This is a genomic window from Phycicoccus avicenniae (assembly GCF_018139485.1).
Classification (GTDB): Bacteria; Actinomycetota; Actinomycetes; order Actinomycetales; family Dermatophilaceae; genus Phycicoccus; species Phycicoccus avicenniae.
In genome coordinates, this window is record NZ_JAGSNF010000018.1 from 1 (window position 1) to 21,837 (window position 21,837).

Here is a 21,837-nt window from a genome sequence, read left to right on the forward strand (position 1 = left end):
GCGGGGGCGGGGGGGGGGGGGGGGGGGGGGGGCGCGCCCCCGGGGCCGCCCCCCCCCCCCCCCCCCCCCCCCCCACGACCGTGTCGGCGAGCAGCCGACCGCGCCGGGTGAGCACGACGCGGCGGTCGCGGACGGCCGCGGCGCCGTCGACGAGGCCCTCGGCGACGAGGCCCGCCACCGCCGTCCGCCCCTCGGGGCCCAGCCGGTCCACCGCCAGCCCCTCGCGCAGCCGCACCCCGAGGAGCACCTCCTCGTCGTGTCGCTGCTCCTCGGTGAGCACCTCGCGCCCCGCGGCCGGTGACTCCCCCACCGCGAGCCGGGCGGCGTACGCCCGCGGGTGCTTGACGTTCCACCACCGCACCCCGCCGACGTGCGAGTGCGCGCCGGGGCCCACGCCCCACCAGTCGCCCCCGGACCAGTAGCCCTCGTTGTGGCGGCAGCGACCGGCCGGGGTCCGCGCCCAGTTGCTCACCTCGTACCAGTCGTACCCCGCCGCGACGAGCGACTCGTCGGCCGCCTCGTACTTGTCCGCCTCGTCGTCGCCGTCCGGCAGCGGCAGCTCGCCGCGGCGCACCTGGGCGTCCATCCGGGTTCCGTCCTCGACGACGAGCGCGTACGCGGACACGTGGTCGGGCTCGAGCGCCAGCGCCGCGTCGAGGCTCCTGCGCCAGTCCTCGAGCGTCTCCCCCGGCGTGCCGTAGATGAGGTCGAGGCTCGTCGCCAGCCCGGCGTCGCGGGCCGCGTCCACGGCGGTGGCCACCCGCGCCGGATCGTGGGTCCGGTCGAGGGTCGCGAGGACGTGCGGCACCGCCGACTGCATCCCGATGCTCACCCGGGTGAACCCGCCGTCGGCCAGCGCGCGCAGGTCGGCCGCCGTCACCGAGTCGGGGTTGGCCTCCGTCGTCACCTCCGCGCCGGGGGCGAGCCCGAACCGCGCGCGCACCTCGTCGACGAGCCGCACGAGGTCGGCGGCCGGGAGCAGGGTCGGCGTCCCCCCGCCGACGAAGACGGTGTCGACGGCAGGTGCCCCGTCGCCCAGGACGCGGGCGGCGAGGTCGAGCTCGCCGACGGCGGTCGCGGCGAAGTCCTCCGTCGAGGCGCCGGGGCCGAGCTCGGGGAGGGTGTAGGTGTTGAAGTCGCAGTACCCGCAGCGCACGGCGCAGAACGGCACGTGGAGGTAGATGCCGAAGGGCCCGTCACCGAGCCGGTCCGTCGCCGATGCGGGGAGCCGGCCGTCGTGCGGGGCGGGGTCGCCGTCGGGCAGTCGGGGCACCGCCTCATCGTGTCACCCGCCGCGGGGCCCGTCCGCGCCCGGACCTAGGATCGGCCCCATGCCGGAACGCTGGATCCACCTCGACGGTCTCGTCAACATGCGCGACCTCGGCGGGCTGCCGACCCGCGACGGGGGCACCGTCGTCCCGCGCCGGCTCATCCGGTCCGACAACCTCCAGGACCTCACCCCGCAGGACGTCGACCGGCTCGTCGGCGAGCTCGGGGTCACCGACGTCGTCGACCTGCGCACCGAGACCGAGCTCCACCTCGAGGGCGAGGGCCCGCTGCGTCGCGTCGATGCTCTGACGCACCACCACCACTCGCTCCTGCCACGGCGCGAGCCGCTCACGGCCGACGAGGTCGCCGCCCGCGCGTTGGCCCTGCCGCCGCGCGAGGAGCGCTCACCGCAGGGCGCGCAGTTCTGGACCGAGCACTACCTCGGCTACCTCGCGAAGCGCCCCGACTCGGTGTCGGCGGCGATGTCCGTCGTCGCCGACGCGGCGGGCGCCGCCGTCGTCCACTGCGCGGCGGGCAAGGACCGCACCGGCACCGTCGTCGCGATGTGCCTCGACGTCGCGGGTGTCCCCACGGAGGAGATCGTCGCCGACTACGTCCTGTCCGCCGAGCGGATCGAGGCGATCATCGCCCGCATCGTCACCACGGACAGCCACGGGCCCGCCCTGGCCCGCCAGGCGGTCGCCGACCAGACCCCGCAGGCCGAGACCATGACCGCGATCCTCGAGGCCGTCCGGGACGGCTGGGGCGGGGCCGAGGGGTGGCTGCGCGACCAGGGCTGGACGTCCGAGGACGTCGACCGCCTGCGCCGACGGCTCACCCGCGCCTGACGGACCCGAGCCCCCTGCTCGGCGGCACGCCCGGCGCGGCGGGCCCTCGCCCACGGTGGGCGGTGACGACGCCCTGGACCGGGACGGTGCCGCCGGTCCGTCCCGGCAGGCTCCCGGCAGGCTCCCGGCGGGTACGGCGCGACTACGGTGGCGGGGTGAGCGCCCAGCCCCTGCCCGGCCAGCCGGGCTTCGTCCGACCGGACCCCCGGGACCGGCCGCGCATCGCCCGGCGGGCGGTCCGGCTGCTCGTGCGCGACCCTCGGGGCCGGGTCCTGCTCTTCCTCGACTCCGACCACGGCCTCGAGCCGTCGGTGCACTTCTGGGACACCCCCGGCGGAGGCGTCGACCCGGGCGAGACCGACCGCGAGGCCGCGGTCCGGGAGCTCGCGGAGGAGACCGGTGTCGTCCTGTCCCCCGACGCCGTCCGCGGGCCCGTCCTCGAGCGGCTCGTCGTCCACGGCTACAGCGACAAGGTCGTGGACCAGACCGAGGTCTGGTTCGTCGTCGACACCCCCGCCTTCCAGGTCGACCCGTCCGGGTACACCGAGGAGGAGCGCCTCTGCATCGTCGACACCCGGTGGTGGGACCCCGCCGACCTGGACACCGCCACCGAGGCCGTGTGGCCGGCCGACGTCCCGGCCCTGCTCGCCCTCGCCGCCGACGCCGACCGCTGGAGGGACGGCCCGGTCCCGGGGTCGTCGGTCGAGGAGTCGACGGTCCCCGACGGCGCGCAGGCCTGAGCGGCGGCCCACCGGGACAACCCGGTGGCCGCCGGGCGCCCGACCTGCCACCGTGGGCCGGTGGACCTTCTCACGACCAGACCCCGGTGGGCCGGGCTCGTCGGCCCCGGCATCTGGACCGACCTCGTCGTCTCCTCCCTCACCGGCTCCGAGGTGCACGACGAGGGCGACCACCTCCGGGTCGTCACCCCCGACAACCCCACGTTCCGCTGGGGCAACTACCTCGACGTCCTCGACCCCGACCGGGCCGACGACGTCGACCTCTGGCTGCGCCGGTTCGAGCGCGCCTTCCCGCACGCACGCCACCGCACCGTGGGCCTGCCCGGGCCGGTCGCGCCGGCGTGGACCGAGCGTGGGTTCGAGCCCGACGTCGTCGTCACCCTCCTCGCCGACGGGCCCGTGCGGGAGGTGCCGCTGCCCGAGGGCTACGTCGTCCGCGAGCTGGGGCGGGAGGCGGCGTGGTCGGACGCCGTCGGCCTCGTCGCGACCCACGACGACGGGTCGGAGTCGGCGCAGGAGCACCGGGTCTTCCTCGAGCGACAGGCGGACGCGAGGCGCCGCGCCGTCGAGGCCGGGCACGCCTGGTTCGCCCTCGTCACCCACGGGGACACCCCGGTGGCCCACCTCGGGATCGTGCGGTGCGGTCCGGTGGGGCGCTTCCAGTCCGTCCTCACCCACCCCGACCACCGCGGGCGCGGACTCGCCGGGCACCTCGTCGGACGGGCCGCCGCCTGGGTGCGGGCCCACGGCGCGCAGGGGCTCGTCATCGTCACCGAGGAGCACAACCCCGCGGGCCGGCTCTACCGCTCCCTCGGCTTCGACGGGACGGAGCTGTCCTACGGGGTGAGCGTCCCCGACGTCGACCGTCTCGCCTGAGCCCGGCGCCGGGCCAGCAGCCGGGAGACGACGAGGACGCCGCTCCCGAGGACCACGAGACCGGCACAGCCGGCGAACACCCCGGTGTAGCCGAACGCCGATCCGCCGCCGACGGCGAGCACCGGGCCGGCGACGATCGCCCCGACCCGGGTCGTGTTCATGAAGAGCGAGGACGCGAGCCCGGGCCGGCCGACGACGTCCTGGTAGAGCGTGAGGCCGACCCCGGACATCGTCGCGATGTACACGGCGTTGAGCACCTGCCCCCCGACGAGGACCACCTGGCTGCCGACCGTGAGCAGGAGCGCGTAGTAGGTGAGCCCGGCGACGCAGCCCACGCCGACGAGCCGCCAGGACCCGAAGCGGCGGGTGAGCCGGCCGAGCGAGAGGAGCAGCGGGATCTCCAGGGCGGCGCAGGTGCCGAGCGCGATGCCGCTCCACTCGACGTGCAGCCCGAGGACCTCGGTGACGTAGAGCGGCATCACCGCGACCGAGGCCGTGACGGCCGCCATGAGCGCGACGAAGGTCCCGAGCAGGGCGAGGACCGCCGGGCGCCGCAGCGTCACCGACATCCGGTCACCCCGGGGCGGCGGGGCGCCCGCGTGCCGGGACCGGGCGTGCCGGACGGTCATGAGCCGGGTGAGGCCCAGACCGACGAGACCGAGCCCCGCGATCGACCACAGGACGGCGCGGGACCCACCGGCGCCGATGATGAACGCGGCGAGCGGCGGTCCGCCGACCCAGGACAGCGAGAAGATCGCGCGGGTGCGCATCACCTGGTCCGGGGTGGCCCCGGTGTGCCGCTGGTGGGCGAAGATCAGCCCGATCGCGACACCGGCCGGACCGCCGAGCGCGACTAGCGCGAGGACGGCCAGCTCGAGGGTCGGCGCGAGCGCCAGGGCGGTGACGAGCGCGATGGTGAACCCGCCGCACCACAGCAGCGGCCGCAGGTAGTCGCCCTTGCGGTCGGCCCGGGTCGGCACGACGAGCGTCGCGACGAACGCGCTGGAGTTGTACGCCGCGAGCGCCACCCCGATCTGGGTGGCGTCGGCGTCGTAGAGCGCGGCGAGGATGATCCCGATCGCCGGGGTGAGGAACGCGAACTGCGTGCCCCAGAGCAGCGCCGACAGCGGCAGCAGCAGCCGGGTGGTCGGGAGGTCCTCGACGGGGTGGTGGGGAGCGACGGTGCTCGGGGCGGCGGGGGCACTCACTTCTTCGTGGCGTCGGCGCCGCCGTCGGAGGTGAGGGCGGCGATGAACGCCTCCGGCGGCACCTCGACCGAGCCGATGTTCTTCATCCGCTTCTTGCCGGCCTTCTGCTTCTCGAGCAGCTTGCGCTTGCGGGAGATGTCACCGCCGTAGCACTTGGCGAGGACGTCCTTGCGGATGGCCCGGATGTTCTCGCGGGCGATGATCCGCGCCCCGACGGCGGCCTGGATGGGCACCTCGAACTGCTGCCTCGGGATGAGCTCCTTGAGCTTGCCGGCCATCATGACGCCGTAGCCGTAGGCGCGGTCCTTGTGGACGATGGCCGAGAAGGCGTCGACCGGTTCGCCCTGGAGGAGGATGTCGACCTTGACGAGGTCGGCGGCCTGGTCGCCGTCCGGCTCGTAGTCGAGGGAGGCGTACCCCTTGGTGCGCGACTTCAGCTGGTCGAAGAAGTCGAACACGACCTCGGCGAGCGGCAGCGTGTAGCGCATCTCGACGCGGTCCTCGGAGAGGTAGTCCATCCCGAGCAGCGTGCCGCGCTTGCCCTGGCACAGCTCCATGATGGCGCCGATGAACTCGCTCGGGGCGAGCACCGTGGTGCGCACCTTCGGCTCGCGGACCTCGGCGACCTTGCCCGTCGGGAACTCGCTGGGGTTCGTCACGAGGACCTCGGTCCCGTCCTCCATCGTCACGTCGTAGACGACGTTCGGCTGGGTGGAGATGAGCGCGAGGTCGAACTCGCGCTCGAGCCGCTCACGGACGATCTCGAGGTGCAGCAGGCCGAGGAAGCCGCACCGGAAGCCGAAGCCGAGGGCGACGGAGGTCTCGGGTTCGTAGACGAGCGCGGCGTCGTTGAGCTTGAGCTTGTCGAGGGCCTCGCGCAGGTCCGGGTAGTCCGAGCCGTCGAGCGGGAACAGCCCCGAGAAGACCATCGGCTTGGGGTCGCGGTACCCGCCGAGGGCGTCGGTGGCCGGCTTGCCCGCGTTCGTCACGGTGTCGCCGACCTTGGACTGGCGGACGTCCTTGACGCCGGTGATGAGGTAGCCGACCTCGCCGACGCCGAGACCGTCGGAAGGCTTGGGCTCCGGGGAGATGACGCCGATCTCGAGGAGCTCGTGCGTCGCCTTCGTCGACATCATCGCGATCCGCTCGCGCGGGGTGAGGTGGCCGTCGACGACCCGGACGTACGTGACGACGCCGCGGTAGGTGTCGTACACGGAGTCGAAGATCATCGCCCGGGCGGGGGCGTCGGCGTCGCCGGTGGGAGCCGGGACCTGGTGGACGATCGCGTCGAGCAACGGCTCGACGCCCTGGCCCGTCTTGCCCGAGACCTGGAAGCAGTCCTCGGGGTCGCAGCCGATGAGGCCGGCGAGCTCCTCGGCGTACTTCTCGGGCTGGGCCGCGGGGAGGTCGATCTTGTTGAGGACCGGGATGATCGTGAGGTCGTTCTCCATCGCCAGGTAGAGGTTGGCGAGGGTCTGGGCCTCGATCCCCTGGGCCGCGTCGACGAGGAGGATCGCGCCCTCGCACGCCGCGAGGCTGCGGGAGACCTCGTAGGTGAAGTCGACGTGGCCGGGGGTGTCGATCATGTTGAGGACGTGGCTGCTGCCGTCGACCTCCCAGGGCATGCGCACCGCCTGGGACTTGATCGTGATGCCCCGCTCGCGCTCGATGTCCATCCGGTCGAGATACTGCGCCCGCATCGCGCGGTCGTCGACGATGCCGGTGATCTGGAGCATCCGGTCCGCGAGCGTCGACTTGCCGTGGTCGATGTGGGCGATGATGCAGAAGTTGCGGATCGCCTCCGGCGGCGTCGCGTGCGGCGGCAGCACGGTGCTGGCACGGGGAGACACGGGCGGTCGAGTCCTCGGGGTCGCGGGGTCAGGGCACTCCTGCCAGTCTCCCACGTCGCGGCGTGCAACCCGAACCGGTGACGGGAGCGGCCCGCGCCGAGGTTCGACAGGGTCGGGTCGGATCCGGGTCGGGTCGGTGACCGACGTCCTCGCTCGCGCCTAGAGTCGTCTCGTCCGTGGTCGAGCAGCGTGCCCGGGCCTTCTCCCATGCCAGCACGACAGACCAGGAGGCCCCCGTGCCGCTCACCCGTCGCCAGCTCCTGTCCGCCGGCGGAGTCGCCGCCGCCCCCTTCGCGCTCGGCGCCTGCGCGGGCTTCTCGACGTCCGGCGACGACGCCTCCACCGACGAGGGTGGGATCACCTTCACGACGTGGGGCACCGACGCCGAGCTCGCAGGCTTCCGGGCCGCGATCGCCTCGTTCCAGGAGGCGGAGGGTGCCACCGTCACCCTCAACGCCGTCCCCTACGAGCAGATGTTCACGACGATCGACGCCCAGATCCAGGCCGGCAACCCGCCGGACGTCTTCCGGGTGCCGTACTACACCTTCGGCAGCTACGCGGGCCAGGACCAGCTCCTCGACCTGACTCCCCACCTGCCCGAGGGGTTCGCCGACCGGTTCACCCCGCAGGCGTGGCAGGCGGTCCAGCGCGAGGGGGCCCCCTACGGCGTGCCCCACCACACCGACACGTCGGTGATCCTCTACAACGAGGACCTCCTGTCGCAGGCCGGCGTCGCTTCGGTCCCGACCTCCATCGAGGACGCCTGGTCCTGGGAGGAGTTCCTCGAGGTCTCCCGCCGGGTCAAGGGCTCGCTGCCGGACGGTGCGTGGCCGTTCGCCTACAACTGGCAGGGCAACGGGGTCACCCGGTGGCTCAGCTGGCTGTTCGAGGCCGACGGCCGCTTCCTCGAGGACGACCTCGTGACCGCCGCCATCGACTCCGACGCCGGGGCCCGGGCGGTGCGGTTCACCCAGGGGTTCTTCACCGACGACCTCGTCCCGCCGAACAGCTCGGTGAAGTCCTCGACCTACGCCGCGGACATCTGGTACTCCCGCACGACGGCGATGAACTTCGCGGGGGCCTTCCTCGTCCCGGACGCCACCTCGACCCTCGACTTCCCGTGGGGTGCGACCTTCCCGCCGCGGGACGTCCGGTCCGCCGGCGACTTCGGCGGCAACGCCCTCGTCGCGACGAAGGACGTCCGCGACCCCGGTCTCGTCGCGCGGTTCCTCGACCACGTGACGGAGCGCGAGCAGATGGAGACGTTCTGCGCCGGCGCCTCGCTCCTGCCGACGCGTGCGGACCTCATCGAGTCCGGCATCGACTTCGAGGTCCGCCCGGAGCTCGCGCCCGTCTTCCTCCAGCAGGCCGCCGCCGTCCTGCCGCAGGACTCCGGCCAGGTCGCCTCCCCCTCGATGTCCGCGATCATCACGGTGCTCCAGGACGAGCTCGAGCGGGCGTTCGTCGGTGGACGCGGCGTCGACGCGACCGTCCAGGCGCTCTCGAGCGGCATCGGCGAGGCGACGGCACGGTGACGACGACGGCGCGCACGGGCGCCGCACCGCCCGCGGCGCCCGCTCGCCCCGACGGCGGGGGCCGGCGTCCCGGCGCCCGGCGCGAGGCCTTGACGGGGTACGGGTTCCTCGCCCCGCTGCTCGTGCTCGTCGGCACCTTCGTCGCGGTGCCCCTCCTCGGGGCGGCCGCGCTGAGCCTGCAGCGCACGAACGGCTTCGGCGAGGGGACGTGGGTCGGCGCCGAGAACTACCTGCGCCTGGCCTCGGACCCGGTCTTCTGGCGCGCCTGCCTCAACACGGTGCTCTTCACTGTCATCGTCACCCCGGCCTCGATGGCCCTCGGCCTGGGCGCCGCGGTGCTCCTTAACTCGGTGCTGCCCGCCCGGGCGCTGTTCCGCTCGGTCCTCATCCTGCCGATGGCGGTCTCGGGCGTCGCGACGGCGCTCATCGGGGTCCTCGTCTTCGACCAGAACAGCGGCATCGCCGACGGCCTGCTCCGGGCGCTCGGGCTGCCGACGGTCGACTGGCAGTCCGACGGTGTCGCCGCGTTCGCGTCCGTCGTCCTCGTGACCCTGTGGTGGCGCACCGGCTTCAACATGCTCATCTACCTCGCGGGGCTCCAGGGCATCGACGCCGAGCTCATCGAGGCCGCGACCCTCGACGGCGCCGGACCGTGGCAGCGGTTCCGGTACGTCGTCGTGCCGATGCTCGGGCCGTCGTCCTTCTTCCTCGTCATCATGAACGTCATCTACTCCTTCCAGGTGTTCGACATCGTCTTCGTCCTCACCGGGGGCGGGCCGCAGAACGCGACGACGGTCCTCGTGACCTACGCCTACGACAACGGCTTCGTCGTCCGGGACCAGGGCTACGCCGCGACCATCGGCGTGGTCCTGCTCCTCGTGAGCCTGCTCTTCACCGGCCTGCGCTGGCGGACGAGCCGGACCCGGGACCTCGTCGGATGAGAACCGCCACGCCCACGAGGCCCGCCACGCCGGACCGGGCGGTGCGGCGGCGCCGTCGCGACCGCTGGATGCCGGTGCGCCTCCTCGGCGCCGTGCTCGTCTCGCTCGCGCTGCTCTTCCCGCTGTACTGGATGGTCGTCGTCGCCTTCTCCAGCCGGTCCGAGCTGTTCAGCGGTGAGACCCGCCTGTGGCCGCGGGCGGTGACCCTGGAGAACTTCGAGCGGGTCTTCGACGCGTTCCCCGTCGTGACGTGGGTCGGCAACTCAGTCGCGATCGCGCTCGTCGTGTCGCTGCTGTCGGTGACGGTGAGCATGCTCGCCGGCTACGCGTTCGCCCACCTGCGCTTCCGCGGGTCGACCGCGCTCTTCCTCCTGTGCGTCGCGACCCTCATGATCCCGCTCCAGGTCATCATGGTGCCGCTGTTCCGGCTCGTGACGTCGATGGGGCTCTTCGGCAGCTACTGGGCGGTCATCCTGCCCACGGCCGCGACGGGGTTCGGCGCCTTCCTCGCCCGCCAGTTCGTCATCGGCATCCCCCGCGACCTCATCGAGGCCGCCCGCCTCGACGGGGCCGGACACGTGCGGATCTTCCTGCGGATCGTGCTGCCGCTCAGCCGGCCGCTCCTCGCGGTGCTGTTCTTCATGAGCCTGCTCCAGTCGTGGAACGACTTCGCCTGGCCGCTCGTGGCGCTGCAGGACAACACGCTGTACACCCTGCCGATCGGGCTGCTCTACCTCCAGGGCCAGCTCGGCTCGGACTACGGCGGCACGATGGCCTTCGCGCTCCTCAGCGTGCTGCCGATGGTCGTGCTGTTCCTCGTCTTCCAGCGGTACTTCGTGCAGGGGTTCGCCCGCACCGGTATCCGCTGACCCGATGTCCCGGTGCGGCGGCTCGGCCCGCCTGGCACGGTGGGGCTCGTGTCCACGGCATCTGGCGTCCCCGAGGTCGACTACCTCGCGACGAGCGTGCGACCCCGCTTCGAGAGCCTGCCGAGCCCGGTCCGGGAGTCCGTCGCTCGGATCGCCGGCTCTCCGGTGCGACGCGCCGCTCCCCCGGCGTCGTCCGGGTTCGGCGGGGCGTATGCCGGCCTTCTCGACCTCGAGGACGGTGGCCGGGTCTTCGCGAAGGCGGCGCCGCCGACGATGCCCTTCGTCCTCGACGCGACCCGGCGCGAGGCGCAGCTGCTGCCCCTGCTCACGGGGCTCGACTGCGCGACGCGCCTCGTCGGCTTCGAGGTCGTGCACGGGGCCGCGGGGCCCGGCCCGTGGCACGTCCTCGTGCTCGAGGCCGTGGACGGTGTGCAGCCCGGCCGACCGTGGACCGCGGCCGACGCCGACGCCGCCCACGGCGTCTGTCTCGAGGTCGCCCGGGCGACGCTCTCGGCCGCGCCGAAGGCCGGGCTCGCACACCTCTCGGACCTGCTCGCCGGCGACCCGACGCCCGTGGCCACCGTCGACTCCCTCGTCGTCGGTGACCGCCACTGGCCCCTGGGTCACGGCGTTCCGGACGCGACGGCCGCAGCGGACCTCGCGCGCCTCGCCCGGGGAATCGCGGACGCGGTGCGCGGTGACGCCCTCCTCCACTGCGACCTGCGCCCGGACAACCTCGTGCGGGAACCGGACGGCCGGATCCGGGCCGTGGACTGGAACCACCTGTGCCTCGGGGCGCCGTGGGTCGACCTCGTCACGCTGTGGCCTCTCATGCACCACCAGGGCGTCGACGTCCGGCGGTTCGCGACCTCACCCCTCCTCGACGGCGTGCCGCACGACGCGGTCGACACCCTGCTCGCGTGGTTCGTCGGCTTCATGCTCGCCGACCTCGACGAGCCGCCTCCGTTCGGCTGCACGCCGGCATTGCGGTCCCACGCGCTCTTCTTCTCCGACACCGCGCTCCGCCTGCTCGCCCACCGCCGCGGGTGGACGCTCGGCGGGGGTGCACCGCCACGCCGGTGACACCCGGTCGAGTGACCCGCGCTCGGGGCCTCGCGCGGGACCACCTCCACCCCGGACTCCGGCGGCGAGCGGCCGGGGCTCAGTAGGGTCGGGGGATGAACTGGCAGCGCGCCCTCCGTCCGCTCGTGCGCACCGCGGTCCGTGAGGCGATGAAGGCGGCGCGGACCTCCACCGACCGCTCGCGACCCCGCCGACCCGGGCCGTCCCCGCAGGCCCCCGCGCCGACGACCGGCGACGCCTACCCCGGCGACTTCACGGGACCACTGGACCCGGTGTACGCCCCCGAGCCGGACGGCGAGCCCGACCCCGGGGAGATCGTGTGGACGTGGGTGCCGTACGAGGAGGACCACGGCCGGGGCAAGGACCGTCCTGTCCTGCTCGTAGGCCACGACGGCCCGTGGCTGCTCGCGCTGCAGCTGACGAGCAAGGACCACGACCGCGACGAGGAGCAGGAGCGCCGCGCCGGCCGCCGGTGGGTCGACATCGGGAGCGGGCCCTGGGACTCCCGCGGCCGGCCGAGCGAGGTGCGGGTCAACCGGGTCGTGCGGGTGGCCCCTGCTGCGGTGCGGCGCGAGGGCGCCGTCCTGGACCGGGCCCGCTTCGAGGAGGTCGCCGCGGCGGTGCGGGCTGCCACCGGCTGACCGGCCGACACGCGCGAGGGCCCGCCACCGTGGTCGGTGGCGGGCCCTCGCGGTGGGCGCGGCTCAGAGCCGAGCGGCGCGCTTGGCCATCGCGGACTTCTTGTTCGCGGCCTGGTTCTTGTGGATGACGCCCTTGCTCACGGCCTTGTCGAGCGTGACCGACGCGGCGGAGAGCGCCGTGCGGGCCTCCTCGGCGTTGCCGGCGTCCGCGGCCTGGCGGAAGCGCCGGATCGCGGTCTTGAACTCGGACTTGACGGCGCGGTTGCGCTCCGTCGCGACCCGGTTGGTCTTGATGCGCTTGAGCTGGGACTTGATGTTCGCCACTGGTTCGTTGCCTTCGGTCGATGATCGGGTTGCCGTAGAGGGCGGCAGTCGCGGGTCGGGACCGGGCGTGGGGCACCCGTGGTTGACCTGCGCTGAATGGTGCTCGTGCGCGCGCGACCACACGCGCACGCAGTCGACAAAGTACCAGCGGCCGGCGAGGCCACCAAAACGCGCCCCGCTCAGGCGTCCCGGCCCCGCTCGTGCTGCCCGGTGATGACGAGGAGGACGTGCTCGACCGCGTACACGGGGTCCCGACCCCCGCCCTTGACCTCGGCGTCGGCCGCGGCGATGGCCTGCAGGCTCGTGGCGAGCCCGTCGGCGCTCCACCCCGACAGGGTGCGGCGCGCCTTGTCGACCTGCCACGGGGCCATCCCGACGTCGCGGGCCACGTCGGCCGAGCGGCCGCGTCCCGCCGAGCCCACCTTGACGAGCTGGCGCACCTGCTGTGCGAGGACGGCGACGATCGGCACCGGGTCGACGCCGACCCCGATGGCGTGCCGCAGCAGTCGGAGCGCCTCGGCCGCGTCGCCGGCCATCGCGGCGTCGGCGACGCGGAAGCCCGTCGCCTCGACCTTGCCCCCGTGGTACGTGAGGACGACCTTCTCGTCGATGACGCCGGTCGTGTCCTCGACGAGCTGGCGACAGGCCGCGGCCAGCTCACGGACGTCCTTGCCGACCGCCTCGACGAGCGCGTGGACCGCCTCGCCGGTCGCCTTGCGCCGGGCCCGGCGGAACTCCGCCGTCGCGAACTCGGTCTTGTCCCGGTCGGTCTTGATGGCGGGGGCGTCGAGCACCCGGGCCCTCGCCCCGCGCAGCCCGTCGAGGACCTTCTTCCCGCGCTGCCCGCTCTTGTGCAGCACCACGAGGGTGAGGTCCGGCTCGGGGCCCCCGGCGAGCAGGTTCAGCAGGTCGGTCTGGAGGTCGTCGGGCGCCTCGTCGAGGTCGTGGACGACGATGCACTTGGCGCCGCCGAACAGGGAGGGACTGGCGTGCAGGCCGAGCTGTCCGGCCTCGTAGGCCCCCGCGTGGAGGGTGATGACCTCGAGGTCCGGGTGCGCGACCCGGAGGTCGTCCAGGGTCGCGGCGAGCGCCCGCTCGGCGAGCACCCCCTCCGGCCCGCTGACGAGGACGTACGGCGGGACCCCGCTGGCGACGGCGACGACCTCGGTCATGGCGGCCATCGTGCCACCTCCGGCCGACAGCACGCCCCGCTCCCCCGGCCGGGCCGACGTCCGGCTCAGCGCGTGGTCGCGGCCCGGCCACCGCCCCAGGTGATCGGCTCACGCGGCGGCCGGCGCTCGAGGTCGGTCCGGAAGCCGCGCCGGGCGAGCAGGACGAGCAGCCCCGCGACCACGAGCAGCCCGCCCGCGACGAGCCACGTGGGACGGAAGCCGACGTCGCCGGCCATCGCCCCGAGGAGCAGCGGCCCCGCCGCCCCACCGACGAACGCACCCGCCTGGATGACGCCCGACGAGCGTGCGGGGCTGTCCCGGCCGATCCGGGCGACCGCGTAGAGGAGCAGCCCCGGCCAGCCCCAGCCGATCGCGAAGGCGAGGAACCCGAAGACGAGCAGCGACCACGGCGTCCCGAGCGCCACGGCCGCCATGCACACCGACCCGGCGAGCATCTGGGCGGCCACGACCGGCAGGTTGGCCCCCTGCCGGCGGTCCGCCCGCCACCCGGACACCACCCGCACGGTGATCGACCCGGCGGAGCCGACCGCCATGAGCAGGCCCATCGCCGTCGCGGTCAGCCCGGACTCGTAGCCCCACGAGGCGAGGAAGGCCCCGAGGAAGTTCGCGGCCGCGCTCGCACACGTGATCGCGAGCCCGCAGAGCAGGAGCGGACGCCACGGAGGCTCGTCGGGGCTCGTCGCGCGGGCCGGACGGGCCGCGCCCTCGAGCGGGGGTCGGACGACCGCGGAGAGCGCCACCGCCGCCCCGACGAGCGCGCTCGCGACGAAGGTGCTGCGCCAGCCGAACCAGCTGCCGAGGGTGGGTACGGCGAGGCCGCCGGCCATGATCGCGACCTGGACGGCGGACTGCTTGACGCCGAAGCCGAGCCCGCGGCGTCCGGGCGGCAGGGCGCGGGCCATCGAGGCGTTCGCGGCGGTCTGGCAGGCGGCGTTGCCCAGCCCGAGCCCGACCATGCACAGCACGAGCGAGAGCGGCCCGGAGACGAGGGTCGCCATGACGAGGCCGCCCGCGAGGAGGATCGACCCCGCGAGGGTGATCCCCACCCGACGCCCGGCGCGGTCCAGGAGCACCCCGGCGAGGACCGACCCGGTGGCGGCCGCCGCGAAGAACGCGCTGACCGCGGCCCCGAGTTGGCCGAGGCCGATGCCGAGGTCGTCACGGACCCACACCGCCTGGGCGCCGAGGAGGAAGGGCGGCAGCGCCCCGAGGGCGGTGAGCCCGGAGGCCGCGCCCATGAGCCGGAGGCTGCGCCCGCCAAGGACGGGGAGGGCGGGGACTCGCACCGGCCCAGGCTAGATGACCAGCCCCAGCGCGACCGGCCCGAGGACCACCGTGAAGAGGGTTATGAGCAGCACGCCGACGACGTTGAGCAGCGCACCGCCGCGCGCCATCTCGCTGATCTTCACGGCCCCGGAGCCGAAGACGATGGCGTTCGGCGGGGTGCCGACCGGCAGCATGAAGGCACAGGTGGCCGCCAGCGCCGCCGGGATGAGGAGGGTGATCGGGTCGACGCCGATGCCGACGGCCACGCCTCCGAGGACGGGGATGAAGGTCGCTGCGGTCGCGGTGTTCGACGTGACCTCGGTCAGGAGGAGGACGAGCGCGACGACGGCGAGGAGGATGAGCACGATCGGCAGCGCCCCGAGGCCGCTGACCTGCGCACCGAACCACTCGTCGAGGCCCGTCTCGGCGACGGCACCGGCGAGGCTCAGGCCACCGCCGAAGAGCAGGAGGACACCCCACGGGAGGCCCTTCTCGGCGTCCTGCCACTCGAGGGTCATCCGGTGGTCCTTGTCGGCGGGGATGAGGAACATGACGAGACCGGCGGCGATGGCGATGACCGTGTCGTCGAGCTCGCCGAGCCACGGCATCGCGTCACCGACCGGGCCGATGTTCGACAGGAGGCCGGGCACGATCCACAGGAACGCCGCGCCGAGGAAGACCATGAGGACGACCCGCTCCCCCCGGCTCACGGGCCCGAGGCCACGGATCTCCTCCTCGATGAGCTCGTCACCGCCGGGGATGGAGTCCAGGTCGAAACGGAACATCACCCGGGTGATGAGGACCCAGGCGATGCCGACGAAGACGACGACGATCGGGACCCCGAGCATCATCCACTGCGCGAAGCCGATCTCCTGGTCGAGCTCGCTGCTCACGTAGCCCGCGACGATGGCGTTCGGCGGGCTGCCGAGAAGGGTGCCGAGGCCCCCGATGGACGCCGACCACGCGACGGCGAGCAGCAGGGCGACGCCGAAGAGCCGGATGCCCTTGTCACTGACGATGTCGCTGATCGTCTCGTCGCCCTCGAGGCGCTCGCTGAGGCCCTCGTGCTCCCGGTCGCCGGTCTTGTCGCTGTTCTCGATGACGAGGGTGAGGACCGACAGGGCGATCGGCAGCATCATGAGCGTCGTCGCGGTGTTCGAGACCCACATCGACAGGAACGCCGTGGCGATCATCATGCCGAGGACGATCCGTCGCGGCTGGGTCCCGACGCGGCGCAGGGTGAGCAGCGCGATGCGGCGGTGGAGGTTCCACTTCTGCATGGCGATGGCGATGAGGAAGCCACCGAGGAAGAGGAAGACGATGGGGTCGGCGTACGGCGCGGTCGCCGCGTCGACGTCGAGCTCGGTGAGCCACGGCAGGGCCACGATGGGGATGAGCGCGGTCGCCGAGAGCGGGATCGCCTCGGACATCCACCACACCGCCATGAGCACGGCGACGGCGGCGACGACGCGCCCGTCCTGGGAGAGCTCGGCACCGCCGAGGGCGAGATAGACGACCCCCGCGAGGACGACGCCGAGCAGGCGCAGCCCCCAGACGGTCCTGGCCGGACGACCGGTGGGGGCGTCCTCCGTCCCGGACTCGGTCCGGGTGTTGCGAGCGGCGTTGCTCATGGGGGTCCTTCCGCGGGGGAGTCGACTGGGCTGGACACTACTGCCGCAGACGGGCCCGTGGCGCGACAGGGACGGGGGGATGCGGTGGCGGGGCTCGCGTAGCCTCCCGGGGTGCTCGTGGACCCCCCGCCGGACCTCTCCCGCCATCGACGGATCGTGCTGTTCGGGGTGACGGGGTCCGGGAAGTCGACGGTCGCCGTTCGGCTCGCCGCGGCCGGTGGGATGCCCTACGTCGCGGTCGACGACCTCTACTGGCGGCCCGGCTGGGTGCAGCTGGGCAAGCCCGAGCAGGTCGAGGCGGTCCAGCCGCACGCCGAGGGTCCGGCCTGGGTCATGGACGGGCTGTGGTCGGCGTCCCGCGACGTCGTGCTCCCCCGCGCCGACCTCGTCGTCGCGCTGGACTTCCCGCGACGGGTGAGCCTCGGCCGGCTCCTCACGCGCACGGTGCGCCGGGTGCGGACCCACGAGGAGGTCTGCGGCGGCAACACCGAGTCGTGGCGCCAGGCCCTCTCGCGGGACTCGATCGTCGCGTGGCACTGGCGGTCCTTCGAGCGCAAGCACCGCGAGGTCGACCGGCTCGTCTCCGACCCCGACGCCCCGCCGGTCGTCCGGTTCACCGACCCCCGGGCCCTCGACGCCTGGCTCCGCGCGCTCGAGGACCGGGCCGCCTGACCGCTCAGTCGAACGTCAGCGTGCCGCCGTCGCCGGGCTCGAGACCGAGCCCCTCGAGCCGGGCCGCGACCGCGTCGAGCGGGCGCTCCATCGACTCGGCGAGCTTCTCGAGCGAGAGGCCGAGCGAGACCCCGTCGCGCAGCTCCTCGTCGTCCTGGGCGCTCCAGGCGTGGCCGTGGGTGACGGCGGTCCGCGACGACTCCGGGGGCGGCGGCGGGTGGGCGACGGGACGGTCGGCGGGGGCCGGCGTCGCCTCGACCATCGCCGTCCCGGCCACCGCGCCGGTGAGCCCCCGCAGCGTCGGCTCGGCGACGGGCAGCGGCGGCGGGGCGGTCTCGTCGAGGCGGCGGAGCGCGCCGAGGACCATCTCGCGGTCGGCGGTCGGCCAGAACGGCGGCAGCGACCGCTGCAGGAAGCCGGCGTAGCGCGCGGTCATCATCCGCGAGTCGAGGAACGCGACGACGCCGCGGTCGTCGGACCGCCGGATGAGCCGGCCCGCCCCCTGGGCCAGCCGCAGCGCGGCGTGCGTCGCCGAGACCGCCATGAACCCGTTGCCGCCCATCCGGGCGATGGCCTGCGAGCGCGCGGAGGCGAGCGGGTCGTCCGGCCGCGGGAAGGGGATGCGGTCGACGAGGACGAGCTGGCAGGACGAGCCGGGCACGTCGACGCCCTGCCAGAGCGACATCGTCCCGAAGAGGCAGGTCGTCGGCTCCCGGGCGAAGTCCCGCACGAGGGTGGCGATCTGGTCCTCGCCCTGGCAGAGCACCGTGACGCCGCTGCCCTCGAGCCGCTCGCGCATCACCTCGGTGGCCTCGCGGGCGGCGCGCATCGAGGAGAAGAGCCCGAGGGTGCGTCCGCCGGCCGCGCGGACGAGGGCCTCGATCTCGTCGAGGGTCTCCGGCGCCGTCCCGTCGCGCCCCGGCGGGGGCAGGTGCTTCGCGACGTACGCGATCCCCTGCTTCGGGTACTCGAAGGGGCTGCCGACGTCGAGGCCGCGCCACGGCGGCGCCTCCTCCCCCCGCAGGCCCACGGTGCCGGCGACGGCATCGAAGGTCCCCCCGAGCTCGAGGGTGGCGGAGGTGACGACGACGGTCCGCTCGTCGAAGACCTTGTCGCGCACGAGCATCGCGACGCTCATCGGTGCCACCCGCAGCACCGGTCCCCGGCGGGGGTCCTGCGAGAGCCACACGACGTCGAGCTCGCGCTCCTCGAGCATCCGGGCGGCGGTGTCGAAGAGGTCGTCGACGGCGGCCCGGGCCACCTGGCGCGAGCCGTCCGGCTCCTCCCCCTGCTGGGGCTTGAGCTCGCTCTGGGCGGCCCGGGCGACGTCCCGGATCCGGCCGAGGGCCATCGCGAGGGCGTCCGGCAGGGCCGTGAGCCTCCCCTCCGGGACGCCCTCGAGCGCCGACTCGAGGATGACGGCGGCGTCCTCGAGCGCCTCGGCGGCGTCGGCCTGCCTGCCGGCCCGCTTCGCGGCGGCGCGGCACGCTCCGGCGGTGAGCTCGTCGGTGATCGTCGAGGTGACCCGGTCGACGAGCTCGTGGCCCTCGTCGACGACGAGGACGTCGTGCTCGGGCAGCATCTGCCGTCCCTCGAAGGCGTCGATCGCCATGAACGAGTGGTTCGTCACGACGACGTCGACGTCCCGGGCGGCCTCGCGCGAGCGCTCGACGAAGCACTCGGCGACCATCGGGCAGCGCGAGCCCAGGCACTCCTCGGCACTGACGGACACCTGGCGCCACGCGCGCTCGGAGACACCGGGGACGAGCTCGTCGCGGTCGCCGGACTCGGTCCGCCCGGCCCATTCGCGCAGGCGGACGACCTCCTGGCCGAGTCGTGAGCTCTCCCGGTCGACGTCGCCGACGGACAGGAGGGTGTCGGCGTCGTCGTCGGGGAAGCCGCCCTCGAGCTTGTGGAGGCAGACGTAGTTGCGGCGCCCCTTGACGAGGGCGTACGTCGGCCGGCGACCCAGGACCGGCTGGAGGGCGTCCGCGAGCCGGGGCATGTCGCGGTCGACGATCTGCGCCTGGAGGGCGAGGGTGGCCGTCGCGACGACGGCCGTGCGGCCGGTGTCGACGGCGTGCTGGACCGCCGGGACGAGGTAGGCCAGCGACTTGCCGGTGCCCGTGCCGGCCTGGACGAGCAGGTGCTCCCGGGTGTCGACGGCCTTCGCGACGGCCCGGGCCATCTCGACCTGCCCGGGCCGTTCGGTGCCGCCGACGCCCGCGACCGCGGCGTGGAGCAGGTCGTCGAGGTCGGGCACCCGGACAGCCTAGAGGTGGCGGATCATCGTGATGTCGTCGCGGTCGTCCCCCGGGGCGACCCGGATGCCGCCCCGGACGCGGCCCGCCTCGGTGTACCCGAGCGCGGCGTAGAAGCCCTCGGTGCCGGTCCCGCCGCGCACGCCGAGGTCGGCGATCTCGACGCCGTCGGCGCGGGCCGTCCGGTGCATCGCGGCCATGAGGAGGCGGCCGAGGTTGCGGCCCCGCCGGGCGGGGTCGGTCATGACCCGGTACGCGGTCCGCCGGTGCGCGAGGAGGGGCGAGCCGGTCGCGGCCCACCAGCCGGCGGCGACGACGCCACCCCAGGGGTCCCGGAGCAGCACGGCCACCTGGAGCCCCGCGGCCATCCCCTCCTCGTGGCGGGCCAGGGCGGCGGCGACGTCCGCGCGGGGCGCCCCCGGGGTGAAGCCCACCGCTCCCCCGGCCTCCGTCACGGCGCACCACAGGTCGAGGACCGCCGCACGGGTGTCGGCGTCGAACGGCTCGCGGCGGACGTCGGGGCGGGGGGCGAGGAGGACGACGGCCGCGGGCACCTCGGCCGGGTCGTTCGCCCGCGCCCTGGCCACGACGTCCGCCGGCACCCCCGCGAGGTCCGCACCGTCGACGGCTCCGACGAGCGCGAGGCCCGCGGACTCGGCGGTGCGGATCGAGGCCCGGTGGTCGGGTCGGGCCGTCGCCGTCAGCGGCAGGTCCGGCCCGTGCTCGACGGCGTCGGCGACGACGGCGCGCGCCACCTCCCGGCCGAGCCCCTCGCCGTGTGCCTCGAGGTCGAGCCGGTAGTAGAGGTTGAGGTTCGTCCGCTCGGCGCCGAGGACGACACCGGCGACCCCGAGTGCGCGACCGTCCTCCCGCGACTCGACGACCCCGTAGCCGAAGCCGTGCTCCTCGTGGTGGGCGAGGACCCGCTCGAGGAACTCCTCGGCCTGCGCCTCGGTGCTCACCCACCACGGGGCGAAGGGGTACTGCTCGGGATCGGTGTGCAGCCGGACCCACAGGTCCCGGTCGGCCGGGGTGGCCGGGCGCACCCGCGTCCGACGGGTCGTGATGTCCTCGCTCACCGCGCCAGCCTATTGCAAGGTGTTCGCAACAGAGCGCGTGGTGCGGGCGGCGGCTACGCGGTCAGACCGCAAAGGCGGAGAGGTCCTCGGCGAGCTCGGCGTCGACCCGGGCGGTGAGCCGGGTGCCGTCGGCGACGTGCTCGCTCGCGAGCACCTCCCCCACCTCGTGGACCCGGCTCACGAGGTCGCCCCGGTCGTACGGGACGAGCACCTCGACGTCGATGTCCGGCTGCGGCAGCTCGTCGGCGACGAGAGCGCGCAGCGCGTCCATGCCGGCGCCGGTCCGCGCGGAGACGACGATGCAGTGCTTCTCGTGGCGCAGGAGGCGGTCGAGCGTCTCGGGGTCGGCGATGTCGGCCTTGTTGACGACGATCACCTCCTTGACGTCGTGGGCCTCGACGTCGGCGAGGACCGACCGCACGGCGCTGATCTGTCCCTCGGGGTCGGGGTGGCTGCCGTCGACGACGTGGAGGAGCAGGTCGGCGTCGGCGACCTCCTCGAGCGTGGAGCGGAACGCCTCGACGAGCTGGTGCGGCAGCTGCCGGACGAACCCGACGGTGTCGGCCAGCGTGTAGAGGCGTCCGTCCGGCGTCTCGGCGCGGCGCACCGTGGGGTCGAGGGTCGCGAACAGCTGGTTCTCGACGAGGACGCCGGCGTTCGTCAGCCGGTTGAGCAGGCTGGACTTGCCGGCGTTCGTGTAGCCGGCGATGGCGACGCTCGGCACCCGGTTGGCCCGGCGCCCGCCGCGCTTGGTGTCGCGGACGGTCTTCATCCCCTTGATCTCGCGCCGCAGCTTCGCGATCCGGGAGTTGATCCGGCGCCGGTCGAGCTCGATCTTCGTCTCACCCGGTCCGCGCGACCCCATGCCCTGGCCGCCGGCGGCCTGACCACCGGCCTGCCGGGACATCGACTCACCCCAGCCGCGCAGCCGTGGGAGGAGGTACTGCAGCTGGGCGAGCTCGACCTGGGCCTTGCCCTCCTTGCTCTTCGCGTGCTGGGCGAAGATGTCGAGGATGAGGGCGGTGCGGTCGACGACCTTGACCTTGACGACGTCCTCGAGGGCACGCCGCTGGCTCGGGGCGAGCTCGGTGTCGCAGATGACGGTGTCGGCGCCCTCCTCGACGACGATGTCGCGCAGCTCCGCCGCCTTGCCCTTGCCGAGGTAGGTGGCCGGGTCGGGGTTGCTCCGTCGCTGCATGACGCCGGCGAGGACGTCGGAGCCGGCGGTCTCGGCGAGGGCGGCGAGCTCGCGGAGCGAGTTCTCGGCATCCGTGAGCGAGCCCTCGGACCACACCGCGGCGAGGACGACGCGCTCGAGCCGCAGCTGGCGGTACTCGACCTCGGTGACGTCCTCGAGCTCGGTGGAGAGCCCGGTGACGCGGCGCAGCGCCGCCCGCTCCTCGCGGTCGTACTGGTCACCGTCGTAGGTGAGCCGGTCGTCGTCCAGGACGAACCCGGCGTCGTCGGAGCCGTCGGCGAGCGCGTGGGCCCGCCCGGAGAGGATGTCTCGTGCAGCAGTCATGTTCTCCTCATCGTCCCCGATGGAACGCC

General features: G+C 74.0%; 19 protein-coding genes. 9 read left to right on the top strand and 10 right to left on the bottom strand.

The features are described 5' to 3' along the window. A partial coding sequence (gene hemW, locus KC207_RS12615) for a radical SAM family heme chaperone HemW (RefSeq protein ID WP_211603530.1) occupies positions 1-1,273 on the bottom strand: 1,273 nt, incomplete at its 3' end. 58 nt (positions 1,274-1,331) lie between these two features. Between hemW and KC207_RS12620 the strand changes: the two genes are divergently transcribed. The 3 genes from KC207_RS12620 (at position 1,332) to KC207_RS12630 (ending at position 3,733) form a co-directional block, all read left to right on the top strand. Continuing rightward, positions 1,332-2,117: a tyrosine-protein phosphatase gene (locus KC207_RS12620; RefSeq protein WP_211603532.1), complete on the top strand. Its 786-nt coding sequence runs from the start codon at positions 1,332-1,334 to the stop codon at positions 2,115-2,117. Between the two features lie 155 nt (positions 2,118-2,272). After that, positions 2,273-2,857 (top strand): NUDIX hydrolase, encoded by a 585-nt coding sequence (locus KC207_RS12625; RefSeq protein WP_211603534.1) that lies wholly within the window; start codon positions 2,273-2,275, stop codon positions 2,855-2,857. Between the two features lie 60 nt (positions 2,858-2,917). Then, on the top strand, positions 2,918-3,733 hold the full coding sequence (locus KC207_RS12630) for a GNAT family N-acetyltransferase (RefSeq protein WP_211603536.1): 816 nt from the start codon (positions 2,918-2,920) through the stop codon (positions 3,731-3,733). Here KC207_RS12630 and KC207_RS12635 read toward each other — a convergent pair. Continuing rightward, positions 3,694-4,941 (bottom strand): MFS transporter, encoded by a 1,248-nt coding sequence (locus KC207_RS12635; protein WP_211603538.1) that lies wholly within the window; start codon positions 4,939-4,941, stop codon positions 3,694-3,696. The two genes, KC207_RS12630 and KC207_RS12635, sit on opposite strands and share 40 nt — an antisense overlap. Continuing rightward, complete coding sequence (lepA, locus tag KC207_RS12640; protein WP_211603540.1) at positions 4,938-6,791, bottom strand: translation elongation factor 4; 1,854 nt, start codon at positions 6,789-6,791, stop codon at positions 4,938-4,940. Before lepA ends, KC207_RS12635 begins: the two co-directional genes overlap by 4 nt. A 176-nt stretch (positions 6,792-6,967) precedes the next feature. On the opposite strand from lepA, the gene KC207_RS12645 reads away from it, so the two are divergent. The 5 genes from KC207_RS12645 to KC207_RS12665 all read left to right on the top strand — a co-directional run bounded on the left by KC207_RS12645 (position 6,968) and on the right by KC207_RS12665 (position 11,860). Then, entirely contained in the window at positions 6,968-8,326 is a 1,359-nt protein-coding gene (locus tag KC207_RS12645; protein WP_249138720.1) for an ABC transporter substrate-binding protein, read from the top strand. After that, positions 8,323-9,267: a carbohydrate ABC transporter permease gene (locus KC207_RS12650; RefSeq protein ID WP_211603542.1), complete on the top strand. Its 945-nt coding sequence runs from the start codon at positions 8,323-8,325 to the stop codon at positions 9,265-9,267. The genes KC207_RS12645 and KC207_RS12650 overlap by 4 nt, the downstream gene beginning before the upstream one ends. Before the next feature lie 41 nt (positions 9,268-9,308). Further along, entirely contained in the window at positions 9,309-10,136 is an 828-nt protein-coding gene (locus KC207_RS12655; protein WP_249138721.1) for a carbohydrate ABC transporter permease, read from the top strand. A gap of 48 nt (positions 10,137-10,184) precedes the next feature. Beyond that, positions 10,185-11,219, top strand: a complete 1,035-nt coding sequence (locus tag KC207_RS12660) for a phosphotransferase family protein (protein ID WP_211603545.1) — start codon at positions 10,185-10,187, stop codon at positions 11,217-11,219. Between the two features lie 95 nt (positions 11,220-11,314). Then, positions 11,315-11,860, top strand: a complete 546-nt coding sequence (locus KC207_RS12665) for a type II toxin-antitoxin system PemK/MazF family toxin (protein ID WP_211603546.1) — start codon at positions 11,315-11,317, stop codon at positions 11,858-11,860. A gap of 63 nt (positions 11,861-11,923) precedes the next feature. Here KC207_RS12665 and rpsT read toward each other — a convergent pair whose 3' ends face one another. The 4 genes from rpsT to KC207_RS12685 all read right to left on the bottom strand — a co-directional run bounded on the left by rpsT (position 11,924) and on the right by KC207_RS12685 (position 16,274). After that, positions 11,924-12,184 (bottom strand): 30S ribosomal protein S20, encoded by a 261-nt coding sequence (gene rpsT / locus KC207_RS12670; protein ID WP_211603548.1) that lies wholly within the window; start codon positions 12,182-12,184, stop codon positions 11,924-11,926. Between the two features lie 179 nt (positions 12,185-12,363). Beyond that, positions 12,364-13,356, bottom strand: coding sequence for a DNA polymerase III subunit delta (gene holA / locus KC207_RS12675; RefSeq protein ID WP_437179133.1), 993 nt, complete (start codon positions 13,354-13,356; stop codon positions 12,364-12,366). A gap of 65 nt (positions 13,357-13,421) precedes the next feature. After that, positions 13,422-14,663, bottom strand: coding sequence for an MFS transporter (locus tag KC207_RS12680; protein WP_211603552.1), 1,242 nt, complete (start codon positions 14,661-14,663; stop codon positions 13,422-13,424). Between the two features lie 9 nt (positions 14,664-14,672). Continuing rightward, a complete protein-coding gene (locus tag KC207_RS12685; protein ID WP_211603554.1) occupies positions 14,673-16,274 on the bottom strand; it encodes an SLC13 family permease in 1,602 nt (533 codons plus the stop codon). A 111-nt stretch (positions 16,275-16,385) separates the two neighbouring features. Between KC207_RS12685 and KC207_RS12690 the strand changes: the two genes are divergently transcribed. Next, entirely contained in the window at positions 16,386-16,946 is a 561-nt protein-coding gene (locus KC207_RS12690) for a P-loop NTPase family protein (protein ID WP_211603556.1), read from the top strand. A gap of 4 nt (positions 16,947-16,950) precedes the next feature. On the opposite strand, the gene KC207_RS12695 is transcribed toward KC207_RS12690, so the two are convergent. The 3 genes from KC207_RS12695 to hflX form a co-directional block, all read right to left on the bottom strand. Beyond that, on the bottom strand, positions 16,951-19,209 hold the full coding sequence (locus KC207_RS12695) for an ATP-dependent DNA helicase (RefSeq protein ID WP_249138722.1): 2,259 nt from the start codon (positions 19,207-19,209) through the stop codon (positions 16,951-16,953). A 9-nt stretch (positions 19,210-19,218) separates the two neighbouring features. After that, positions 19,219-20,286 carry a GNAT family N-acetyltransferase gene (locus KC207_RS12700; protein WP_211603558.1) on the bottom strand — a complete coding sequence of 356 codons (1,068 nt, stop codon included), beginning with the start codon at positions 20,284-20,286 and terminating at the stop codon, positions 19,219-19,221. A 61-nt stretch (positions 20,287-20,347) separates the two neighbouring features. Continuing rightward, a complete protein-coding gene (gene hflX / locus KC207_RS12705) occupies positions 20,348-21,808 on the bottom strand; it encodes a GTPase HflX (protein ID WP_211603560.1) in 1,461 nt (486 codons plus the stop codon). Positions 21,809-21,837 lie beyond the last annotated feature (29 nt).

Bases quoted from the DNA above. Each gene is read 5' to 3' on its own strand.
- KC207_RS12620 (WP_211603532.1), top strand. From the start codon at position 1,332: ATGCCGGAACGCTGGATCCACCTCGACGGTCTCGTCAACATGCGCGAC.
- KC207_RS12665 (WP_211603546.1), top strand. From the start codon at position 11,315: ATGAACTGGCAGCGCGCCCTCCGTCCGCTCGTGCGCACCGCGGTCCGT.
- holA (WP_437179133.1), bottom strand. From the start codon at position 13,356: ATGACCGAGGTCGTCGCCGTCGCCAGCGGGGTCCCGCCGTACGTCCTC.
- KC207_RS12685 (WP_211603554.1), bottom strand. From the start codon at position 16,274: ATGAGCAACGCCGCTCGCAACACCCGGACCGAGTCCGGGACGGAGGAC.
- hflX (WP_211603560.1), bottom strand. From the start codon at position 21,808: ATGACTGCTGCACGAGACATCCTCTCCGGGCGGGCCCACGCGCTCGCC.